At 38.0% G+C, this 10,752-nt stretch carries 9 protein-coding genes; 2 read left to right on the top strand and 7 right to left on the bottom strand.

Features of this window, described 5'->3' with window-relative positions; all coding sequences use genetic code 11:
* Positions 1-209 precede the first annotated feature (209 nt).
* The 7 genes from trpS to srmB all read right to left on the bottom strand — a co-directional run bounded on the left by trpS (position 210) and on the right by srmB (position 7,203).
* Complete coding sequence (gene trpS, locus QV06_RS07725) at positions 210-1,211, bottom strand: tryptophan--tRNA ligase (RefSeq protein WP_065237634.1); 1,002 nt, start codon at positions 1,209-1,211, stop codon at positions 210-212.
* An 18-nt stretch (positions 1,212-1,229) separates the two neighbouring features.
* The gene (locus tag QV06_RS07720; RefSeq protein ID WP_065237633.1) at positions 1,230-1,889 is read right to left on the bottom strand and encodes a phosphoglycolate phosphatase; all 660 of its coding nucleotides are present in this window, start codon (positions 1,887-1,889) and stop codon (positions 1,230-1,232) included.
* A gap of 9 nt (positions 1,890-1,898) precedes the next feature.
* A complete protein-coding gene (gene rpe, locus QV06_RS07715) occupies positions 1,899-2,576 on the bottom strand; it encodes a ribulose-phosphate 3-epimerase (RefSeq protein WP_065235242.1) in 678 nt (225 codons plus the stop codon).
* Positions 2,577-2,792: 216 nt separating this feature from the next.
* Complete coding sequence (locus QV06_RS07710) at positions 2,793-3,935, bottom strand: N-acetylneuraminate epimerase (protein WP_065237632.1); 1,143 nt, start codon at positions 3,933-3,935, stop codon at positions 2,793-2,795.
* 191 nt (positions 3,936-4,126) lie between these two features.
* Positions 4,127-5,506 (bottom strand): bifunctional UDP-N-acetylglucosamine diphosphorylase/glucosamine-1-phosphate N-acetyltransferase GlmU, encoded by a 1,380-nt coding sequence (gene glmU, locus QV06_RS07705; RefSeq protein ID WP_065237636.1) that lies wholly within the window; start codon positions 5,504-5,506, stop codon positions 4,127-4,129.
* 21 nt (positions 5,507-5,527) lie between these two features.
* On the bottom strand, positions 5,528-5,857 hold the full coding sequence (locus QV06_RS07700) for a DMT family transporter (RefSeq protein WP_065237631.1): 330 nt from the start codon (positions 5,855-5,857) through the stop codon (positions 5,528-5,530).
* Positions 5,854-7,203, bottom strand: a complete 1,350-nt coding sequence (srmB, locus tag QV06_RS07695) for an ATP-dependent RNA helicase SrmB (RefSeq protein ID WP_065237630.1) — start codon at positions 7,201-7,203, stop codon at positions 5,854-5,856. Before srmB ends, QV06_RS07700 begins: the two co-directional genes overlap by 4 nt.
* 92 nt (positions 7,204-7,295) lie before the next feature.
* On the opposite strand from srmB, the gene QV06_RS07690 reads away from it, so the two are divergent.
* Both QV06_RS07690 and QV06_RS07685 read left to right on the top strand, forming a co-directional pair.
* On the top strand, positions 7,296-8,027 hold the full coding sequence (locus QV06_RS07690; RefSeq protein WP_065237629.1) for a tRNA1(Val) (adenine(37)-N6)-methyltransferase: 732 nt from the start codon (positions 7,296-7,298) through the stop codon (positions 8,025-8,027).
* Between the two features lie 448 nt (positions 8,028-8,475).
* Entirely contained in the window at positions 8,476-10,713 is a 2,238-nt protein-coding gene (locus tag QV06_RS07685) for a nitric-oxide reductase large subunit (RefSeq protein ID WP_065237628.1), read from the top strand.
* The last annotated feature ends 39 nt before the right edge of the window (positions 10,714-10,752 follow it).

Raw genomic sequence — 10,752 nt, 5'->3', positions numbered from 1 at the left:
TTTGTCTACTACACCTTTTATTTTCGTATGGGATATGAAATTATCGGGAGAGATGAGCTTGATCCTACAGGAAAGCCTTTCCCTATTTTGCATTTACAGCAGTCTAAATCTTAATACACAAAAATAAGTTGGTAAGAATTATAAGAAATTATCATTACCAACTTTTTTATTTTTTCTAAAATACCCTACTAATTAGGGTATTTTTAGAGTTATTTAACAAAACCAACTGCTTGATAAACTTGATCTAATGTTTCTTTAGCTTTTGCTCGTGCTTTTTCAGCACCTTCGTGTAGAATTTTGTTTAGTAATTCCTCGTTATTACGATAATGATAATAACGTTCTTGTAATTGAGTAAGCATTGAGCTGACTTCCTCAGCAACAGCATTCTTCAGATGTCCATACATTTTGCTTTCAAATTCAGCTTCAAGCTCAGGAATTGATTTATCAGTAATTGCAGACAAGATACTGAGTAAGTTAGATACACCTGGTTTGTTTTCAATATCAAATTTTACGCGAGGCGGTTCTTCAGAATCCGTAACTGCACGTTTAATCTTCTTCGCTACGGCTTTTGGATCTTCTAATAAACCGATAACATTATTGCGATTGTCATCAGATTTAGACATTTTCTTGGTTGGATCAAGTAAAGACATTACACGTGCCCCAGCTTTTGGAATAAAGACTTCTGGGATCGTAAAAATATTGCCATAAAGAGCATTAAAACGCTGTGCAATATCACGAGTAATTTCAAGATGTTGTTTTTGGTCATCACCAACTGGCACTTGTTTTGCTTGATACAATAAGATATCCGCTGCCATTAAGACCGGATAAGTAAATAAACCAACGCTAACATTCCCTTCATAACGTGCTGATTTATCTTTAAATTGGGTCATTCTGCCCATTTCACCAAAATAAGTATAGCAATTTAATACCCAAGCTAATTGTGCATGTTCTGGAACATGGGATTGAACGAAAATTGTACTTTTATTTGGATCAATGCCACAGGCGAGATAAAGAGCAAGGACATCAAGTGTTGCCTTACGTAAGGCTTCAGGATCTTGGCGAACTGTAATTGCATGTAAATCTACAACACAGAAAAGGCACTCATAGTCATCTTGCATTTTTACCCATTGGCGTAATGCTCCAAGGTAATTACCGATAGTTAATTCGCCAGAAGGCTGAACGCCACTAAATACAATAGGTTTTTTACTCATTTTATTTCCTTAATTCGATTACACAATGGTTAAAATTTCTGCAAAATCACTAAATACCCAATCAGGTTTAGAATCAGCAATAGGGATATTATAGTTATAACCGTAAATTAAACCAACCACAGAACATCCAGCAGCACGAGCGGCTAAAATATCATTTTTAGAATCCCCGACAAAGAGTAATTCACTCGGTAAAATACCGAATTTGCCACATAAATAAAACAATGGGCCCGGATGTGGTTTAATCGCTGGTAAAGATTGACCGCCTAAGGTCTCAGCAAAAAGTTGATCAATACCAAATGCTTTTAAAACGGGTAATACGTGCTGTGTTGGTTTATTAGTTACCACAGCTAAAGTGAATCCTTGTTGTTTTAATGCGAGTAAAGTTTGTTTTACATTGGGATAGAGCACACTGCGGTTACAAATATTTTCACCATAATGAAAATTAAAGCAAGCTTTCATTTGTTGTAGGTGATCTGTGTCAGGTTCTACCCCAGCCCAATCAAGAGCACGTTTTAATAAAATATCTGCTCCATTACCAATCCAAGTAAGAACTAATGCTTCTTCTGGTCTAGGTAAATTGAATTCTTGTAATGTATTGCCTACGGCAAGAGTGAGATCTGGTAAGCTATTAACGAGAGTACCGTCTAAATCAAACCCAATAGCTTTAAATTGACTCATTATACTTCCTTATGATTTGTTAATTGTGGCAAGTTGTTGACGCATCGCATCAATCACTTGTTTATAATCAGGCTGACCAAAAATAGCGGAACCAGCAACAAACATATCTGCTCCAGCACGAGCGATTTCGGCAATATTATTAACCTTGACACCACCATCCACTTCAAGGCGAATATCTCGACCACTGGAAATAATACGTTGGCGAGCCTGCTGTAATTTATGCAATGCAGATGGTAAAAAGGATTGTCCGCCAAATCCAGGGTTAACAGACATAATCAAAATAATATCAATTTTATCCATTACATAATCGAGATAGCTTAATGGTGTAGCTGGATTAAAAACAAGCCCAGCTTGGCAGCCGTGATCTCGAATTAATTGTAAAGATCGATCAATATGTTCACTGGCTTCAGGATGAAAAGTGATCGAGGTTGCTCCAGCTTTAGCAAAATCAGGAATAATGCGGTCAACGGGTTTTACCATTAAATGCACATCAATCGGTGCAGTAATCCCATCATTACGTAATGCTTCACAAATGGCTGGGCCAAAGGTGAGATTTGGTACATAGTGGTTATCCATTACATCAAAATGAATAACATCAGCACCTGCTGCAAGAACATTTTTAACATCATCACCTAAGTGAGCAAGATTAGCGGAAAGGATTGATGGAGCAATTAAAAAAGGTTTCATGGTAGCCTCAATATAATAGTGAACAAGAGTTAATAGTGTACTACTTAATAGGATCAAATTTAAGGTTTTACTTGCAAAGAGTGACTAAGGACAATGACAAATTTCTCATTAATCTGGATAAAAACAAAAGGGGGAGTAACTTTAATCATAAAATAAAAAAAGGCATGGAGGAGAGTACCCATGCCTGCAAAAATAACTCAAGAGGAGAAGTTGAAATTATTCAACGGTTAATTTCTTACCATCGAAGCTAATTGTTCTAACAGCTGTTAATGGTTTACCACCGTCAGTTTCTCCACCAATTAATAAAACTTTATTGTCATAAGAAACAGCGACACCGTAGCCTGAACCGTAAGGTAATGTACCAATTTGTTTCCATTTACCTTTGTCTAGGCTAAATACTTCTGCTGGATAAGCTTTCTTAAGTCCTTTATGCGCAAAGAGTTGGCCTTCTTTAAATTGTTTAGTTGCACCAGGGAAGTTAGCACCACCAGTCACTAATAAATGACCATTACTGTATCCTGCATAAGCACCAGCTAAACCTTCTTGTACTGAACCTTTTTCTGGTGCAGGTAAGTTAGGGAGTTTTTTCCAATCAACAGTACCGTATTTGTTAAATTTACCTTGGCTTGCTTCTGCAGTTCTTAATCCTGGCTTAATTTCACCATTAATGACGGTAATAACGTCACCTTTAACAGTTACGGCAGCACCAGCACGGCCAGAGAATGGTAATTGGCCTTCGTTACGCCATTTGTTGGTAGATGGTTGATAACTAAAGAATGTGGTGTTAAAGAAGTAATCTTGCGGGCGTTGATTGAAGTAAGCCCCCATTACAGCTTCTTGTTTCGCTTTATCAGTACCTGCTGCGGTGTAATCTTGGAAATAACCATTAAAGATAGAAAGGTTAGAACCACCAACCACAAATACTTTATCACCATAATTTACCCCAGTTGCACCGACAAGACCGAGTGGCGAACGGGTAGGTAATTTAGTCCAAGTGTTATCCTGAGGGTTATAACTATATGCATCGTTTACGAGTTGTAATTCGCCTTTTTCATTCTTTTGTAAACCACCGAAGACATAAAGTTTGCCATCAACAGCGCTTACAACAGGTTGTGAACGGTCGCCACCAGGGAATGCTGCAATTTCTTTCCAACCCTCTGGTGCAGATTTTAAATTAAGTGCATAAAATTTATTTGCACCAGAACCTAAACCTACATATACGGTATCGCCAATTAATGCACCACCACCACTTTTAATGCCAACAGGAAGATCTGGATATTGACCTGCTTGTGCAGCAAAAGCAGCTACAGAAAGACCCGCAACAATCATCGAATGGAGAAAAGTTTTTTGTAATTTCATAGTATCACCCTTAGAGTTTGTGAATAGACCATTCTTTGATACTGCATTTGAATGGATTAAAAGATGAACTAATGATAAATCCACTCCATTATTGTTGTAAATATGGAGGATACTTTTAATTTCAGAAATATGGCAGGGATCACAAAAATAAACAAAATGCAGCGAAATTTCGCTGCATTTTTGGTTAAGAGTTAATCTTTTTTCTTCGTTGGACGCTTCCAACCTTGAATATGTTTTTGCGGTACACGGGTAATCACTAATTCGCCTTCAGCAATATCACGAGTAATAGTTGAACCAGCACCAATTGTTGCTCCATCCGCGACAGTCACAGGTGCAACAAGCTGCACATCAGAACCAACAAAGACATTGTCACCAATGGTAGTTTGGAATTTATTCGCACCATCATAATTACAAGTGATAACACCAGCACCAATATTGCAATCTTTACCAATTACCGCATCCCCCACATAAGTTAAGTGGTTTACTTTGGAGTTTACGCCGATAGTCGCTTTCTTAATTTCAACGAAATTACCAACGTGTGTATTTTCTAATAATTTCGCACCTGGACGTAAACGAGAGAATGGGCCAACTTGAGAGCCTTTCCCAATAATGGCATCTTCAAATACAGAATAAGGTTTAATCTCAACATCATCACCGACTTCCACATTTTTTAAGATACAACCTGCACCAATTTTCACACGGTTACCAAGTTTCACATCTCCTTCAATAATGACATTGATGTCGATTTCTACATCTTTACCATGAGTTAACGTACCACGTAGATCAAAACGATGTGGATCCGCTAAGGTAACGCCAGCAAGAAGCAATTTTTCTGCTTGAGTTTGTTGATAATAGCGTTCTAATCGAGCAAGTTGTAAGCGATTATTTACCCCTTCAACTTCCATTGGATCCTGTGGATGGACGGCAATAACTTGGCGGTCATCTTGATATGCCATCGCAATAATATCAGTGATGTAATACTCTTTTTGCGCATTATTATTGGTAAGTTGTGATAACCATTTCTTTAAATTTTTACCATCACACGCTAATAATCCAGTATTAATTTCTTGAATTTTTAGTTGTTCTGGAGAAGCATCTTTTTGTTCAACAATACCAATAATGTTGCCATCTGGTTGGTTGTTTTTACGCAAAATACGTCCATAACCAGTTGGGCCATCCAATTTTACGGTTAATAGCGCAATGCCGTTTTCTGGTTTTGCTGATAATAGCTGTTGGATAGTTGTAGCAGAAATTAATGGTCCATCACCATATAACATCACAATGGTTTCATCATCTGCAAAAAATGGGGCGGCTTGCTGCATTGCATGACCTGTTCCTAGCTGTTCAGCTTGTAATACCCAATTAACAGGCTCATTTTGCAAACGTTGTTGCAATAAATCTGCACCATGTCCATATACAAGGTGAATTTGATTTGCACCAAGCTGCGCCACAGTATCAATAACGTGTTTTACCATAGGTTTCCCTGCAATTTGATGCAATACCTTTGGTAATTCCGAATACATACGAGTTCCTTTACCCGCAGCTAAAATAACGACACTAAATGGAGATATTTTCATAAAATCCTCAATCGATTAATGTCCCGCAGTTTGCGAGAACAGATTAATAATTAAAACGCCGACTAAAATAAAGGCAATGCCGATCATTGCCGCTAGATCTAAATATTGCTTAAACAAAAATCGTCCAATAAGGGCAATAAAGAGAATACCAACGCCAGACCAAACTGCATAAGTGATGCCAATAGGAATGGATTGCACAATTTTTGATAATAAGAAGAAACTTGCTGCATAACAGCTTAATGTAATTACTGTATAGAGTGGTTGAGTAAACCCATCACTATAACGTAGGCTGGTTGTGCCAATGACTTCCAAAACGATTGCTAAAAATAGCAGTAACCACATCATTGTTTATTACTCTCTTGATTTTCTTGAGCAAGGCGAACGGCAGTTGGAACACGACGCTTACCAATATTCTTGGTATCACGGTGACGTAATTTCATCTTTTTCTTTGCGGTTTCTTTTTTAGTTTCTGCTTTTTTCTGTTTAATCCGTGCTTTTTGTTTCTTGCTTACTTTTTTTAGATCACCCTCTTTTGGTGCTTTGGTACGAGGTGCAAGATCAGCAATCACACGAGGCTTAAGCAGTTCACCAGTGTAACGACGAATTTTACCAAGTAGGGGGTAATCATGTGCTTCAACAAAAGAGATAGCAGTACCTTTTTTTCCTGCGCGGGCAGTCCGTCCGATGCGATGGAGATAAATATCGGCGTTATAAGGTAAATCGAAATTTAATACGTGAGAGATATCATCAATATCAATACCACGAGCAGCCACATTGGTTGCCACTAAAACAGTTACCACACCATCACGTAATTTCTCAATCGCATTATTACGTTGGGTTTGTGCCATTTCTCCTTCTAAATAGGCACTTCTAATACCACGTTTCCGTAAAATTTCTGAAAGCTCGCGCACTTCTTCACGTTTACGAACAAAAATAATGCCTTTGCTCACTTGTTCATCAACAATAGTGCGTGCTAATAATTTGATTTTATGTTCACGATTATCTGCATGGTAATACCATTGTTGAATTTTTTTGCGTTCACGGCGACTTGGTTCTGCATTGATTGCCACTGGCTCATTCAATAAACGTTCGGCAAAATCGGTTAGTAATTCCCCTTCAAGCGTTGCAGAAAAGAGCATCGTTTGTTTACGCCAACGTGTTTCTGCCGCAATTTGTTCTGCATCTTGGCCAAAACCCATTTCCAACATACGGTCGGCTTCATCAAAAATTAAAATTTCAATAGCTCGACAATCAAAGTTTTCTTCTTTGATGTATTGGAGTAAACGCCCTGGTGTCGAGATTACAATATCTTGGTTTTTATTAAAAATCTCGCCATGATTTTGATAAGCAACACCACCGGTAATAGTAGCAATACTTAATGAAGTGAAACACGCTAATTGTTCAGCTTGTTCCGCAACTTGGATGGCAAGTTCACGTGTTGGAGTAAGAATTAAGACTCGTGGTGCGCCAGGTTTGCGCCGTGGAAAATCGAGCAAATACTGGATTGCAGGTAATAAAAACGCTACTGTTTTACCTGTTCCTGTTGGTGAAGAGCCTAATATATCGTATGCATCCATCGCAGCAGGAATCGCTTCACATTGAATAGCCGTTGGACGAGAAAGGCCTTTTTTATCTAATGCTTTTAATAATTCAGGAGCAAGTTCAAATTCAGCAAAGGTCGCAATAGTCATAAAAAATCTCTAAAGTATAAAATCAGCCTCGAATTATAGCGAAATTTTATTAAAATATCCTTATTCGATCCTTGTTGTACATAATATTCTCAATGACCAAGCGAGCAGGTTTCCAATTTAAGCAATTCACCATTTATCATGATCGCTGTGCGATGAAAGTCGGAACAGATGGCGTTTTATTGGGCGCTTGGGCAGATGTTACTGAAGCGAAAACCGTATTAGATTTAGGTTGTGGTACAGGATTAATTGCATTGATGTTAGCACAAAGAACTGCATCACAGTGTCGTCTTGTTGGAGTGGAAATTGAAGAGAACGCCTATCAGCAGGCACAAGAAAATGTGATGATGTCGCCTTGGGCAAATAAGGTATCAATTATTCAGGATAATGTTGTGCATTTTTGCCAACATACTTCACAACAATTCGATTTAATTGTGGCTAATCCGCCTTATTTTGCCACAGCCAATAAATGCCGAGATGATCATCGAGAAATGGCGCGTTATCTGGGGAATTCTTCTCATTTAGAATGGTTAATCGCAGCCAGTCATTGTGTGACAGAACAAGGAAAGATCCAATTTGTACTGCCATTTACAGCAGGAATTCAGTTATTAGAACAGGTAACAGCACAAAATTTACCACTACATTGTGAACGGCTATGTGAGGTGATCACCAAACAGGGCAAAACAGCACAACGAATCTTATTAAGTTTTGTAAAAGACCAGTGTTCAGCATTACCTATCTCTTCCCAATTAACAATTTATACAGAACAACATCAATATCACGAAGATGTGATCCCGTTATTTCAGCCATTTTATTTAAAATTGTAGGTGGATAATGTCTGCTTTTGGTAGTTGTAATAGTTACAAATGAAATTTTTTAGCTGTATGTCAATGTTGATATTTAGAAGATTAGTCTTTCTTAGAATTAGTTATCTCTTGACTTAGTGATACTTCACCTGTTGCGCATAGGCTAGATTAGTTGCAATAAGTGATAAAAATTAACCTGTTTACTCATACTTTGAGGATTAACAAGTAGATTATTCCTTAAATCTATCTCTACTATACAAATCAAATTTAATCGATTTCCGTTGTTTTAAAACACAAAATTTTAAGATAGATCAATAGACTACTCCGATACAGGTATTACCTTTTGCATAATAACTTATATAATCAGTCAGGTATTTAGTTGACTAAATTAGTCAGGTATTTGTTGATTCTAAATACAAAATTCAAGTTTGGATATGCCATTTTCTTTAACTTATGGAGTGAAATCAAAATGGGACAATATAAAAAGCTGTGGATGATTTTATTAACCACATTAATTTTGACATTTACCTTATTAGGTTATCTCGGCGTAGAAGTTTATCGTCAAGCGCCACCAATTCCTGAAGCTTATGTTACACAAGATGGAACAACAGTAATCAGTAAGGAAGATGTATTAAAAGGGCAAACCGCATGGCAAACTACCGGCGGGATGGAATTAGGTTCTTTATTAGGTCATGGCGCTTATCAAGCACCGGATTGGACAGCAGATTGGCTACATAGAGAATTAACCGCTTGGTTGGATATTACCGCTAAAGCAGCTTTTGGCAAAAGCTATCAAGAGTTAGATAAACCAACCCAAGCCGCGTTACAAGTCGCTTTACAAGAAGAGTATCGTCATCAAAGTGGAGTAAACGAGGAGGGTAAAGTTGTTCTCTCGCCAACCAGATTACAGGCGATTGAAGAAACTGCGAATTACTATATCAAACTTTATGGTGATGATCCGACCATGTTATCAACTCGCGAATCCTTTGCGATGAAAGATAACACCCTACCGAATTTAGAAGCACGTCAACATCTTACTGAATTCTTCTTCTGGACAGCTTGGGCAGCTTCTACTGATCGTCCAAATGCAGAAGCAACTTATACCAATAACTGGCCTCACGAACCATTAATTAATAATGTACCAACCACAGAAAACATTATGTGGTCATTAATCTCAGTGGTTTGTTTAATTGCTGGAGTAGGTTTCTTAGTTTGGGGTTACTCTTTCTTACGTAATCACCAAAATCAAGAACCGACACCACCTGCAACCGATCCATTGTTAAAATTAAATTTAACCCCATCACAAAAAGCATTAGGTAAATATGTATTCTTAACCTTAGCGTTATTTGTGGTGCAAGTTGCGTTAGGTGGCGTATTGGCTCACTATACAGTAGAAGGACAAAAATTCTACGGTATTGATATTTCCCAGCTATTTCCATATTCATTGGTGCGTACTTGGCATATCCAAACCGCTTTATTCTGGATTGCAACAGGTTTCTTAACGGCTGGTTTATTCTTAGCACCAGTGATTAACGGCGGTAAAGATCCAAAATATCAGGCCTTTGGGGTTAATTTCTTATTCCTTGCGTTATTGATTGTGGTTGTTGGTTCTTATGCAGGAAACTTCTTCGCTTTAAGTCACCAAATTCCATCAGAGTTAAACTTCTGGTTTGGACACCAAGGTTATGAATATTTAGATTTAGGTCGTTTCTGGCAGATCTTATTATTTGTTGGCTTCCTTGTTTGGTTATGGCTAATGTTGCGTTGTACACGTTACGCCTTTAAACAAGGTGGTGATAAAAATTTACTTGCTATTTTCATCTCCTCTATTGTCGGTGTAGGGCTATTCTATGGTCCAGGTCTATTCTATGGTGAACATTCAAGTATTACCGTAATGGAATATTGGCGTTGGTGGGTGGTTCACCTCTGGGTAGAAGGCTTCTTTGAAGTGTTTGCAACCTGTGCGTTAGCCTTTGTATTCTACAACTTAGGATTAGTGAGTTATCGTAGTGCGACAGTTGCTTCATTAGTAGCGGGTAGCTTATTCTTAGTGGGGGGCGTACCAGGAACAGCACATCACCTTTACTTCTCAGGTACTACCACACCTGCTTTAGCGGCTGGTGCAGTATTCTCCGCACTTGAAGTGGTACCGCTTGTTTTACTTGGTCACGAAGCCTATGAACATTGGTCATATCAACACGCCACACCATGGATGAAACGTTTACGTTGGCCATTAATGTGCTTCGTTGCGGTTGCATTCTGGAATATGCTTGGTGCAGGGGTATTTGGTTTCTTAATTAATCCACCAATTTCATTGTTCTATTTACAAGGATTAAATACTACCGCAGTACACGCTCATGCGGCATTATTCGGGGTATATGGCTTCTTAGCATTAGGGTTTGTGTTATTAGTGGCACGTTACTTAAAACCAAGCTTTGAATTTAATGAAAAAGTGATGAAAGTTGGTTTCTGGTCAATGAATTTAGGCTTAGTGTTAATGATTGCATTAAGTTTATTACCAGTTGGTTTATACCAAGTTTCAGCAAGCATTAGTGAAGGTTTATGGTATGCACGTAGTGAAGGCTTCTTGCAACAAGATTTCTTAGAAGTATTACGTTGGTTACGTACCATTGGTGATGTGATCTTAATTTTTGGTGCAGTTTTATTTGCTTACCAAGTAACAAAATTAACTTTTAGTCGCCGATAATTCTGGTTATTACTTAAATAAAGAACGGTCAAACTAATG

Origin of the sequence: Gallibacterium genomosp. 3 (assembly GCF_001678475.1) — a bacterium.
GTDB classification, from domain to species: domain Bacteria; phylum Pseudomonadota; class Gammaproteobacteria; order Enterobacterales; family Pasteurellaceae; genus Gallibacterium; species Gallibacterium faecale.
The sequence above is the reverse complement of the archived record's forward strand: the minus strand, read 5'-3'. Positions and strand labels throughout refer to the sequence as shown.

Coding starts and splice junctions, on each gene's coding strand:
- trpS (WP_065237634.1), bottom strand. CDS start 1,211: ATGAGTAAAAAACCTATTGTATTTAGTGGCGTTCAGCCTTCTGGCGAA.
- QV06_RS07720 (WP_065237633.1), bottom strand. CDS start 1,889: ATGAGTCAATTTAAAGCTATTGGGTTTGATTTAGACGGTACTCTCGTT.
- rpe (WP_065235242.1), bottom strand. CDS start 2,576: ATGAAACCTTTTTTAATTGCTCCATCAATCCTTTCCGCTAATCTTGCT.
- QV06_RS07710 (WP_065237632.1), bottom strand. CDS start 3,935: ATGAAATTACAAAAAACTTTTCTCCATTCGATGATTGTTGCGGGTCTT.
- QV06_RS07700 (WP_065237631.1), bottom strand. CDS start 5,857: ATGATGTGGTTACTGCTATTTTTAGCAATCGTTTTGGAAGTCATTGGC.
- srmB (WP_065237630.1), bottom strand. CDS start 7,203: ATGACTATTGCGACCTTTGCTGAATTTGAACTTGCTCCTGAATTATTA.
- QV06_RS07690 (WP_065237629.1), top strand. CDS start 7,296: ATGACCAAGCGAGCAGGTTTCCAATTTAAGCAATTCACCATTTATCAT.
- QV06_RS07685 (WP_065237628.1), top strand. CDS start 8,476: ATGGGACAATATAAAAAGCTGTGGATGATTTTATTAACCACATTAATT.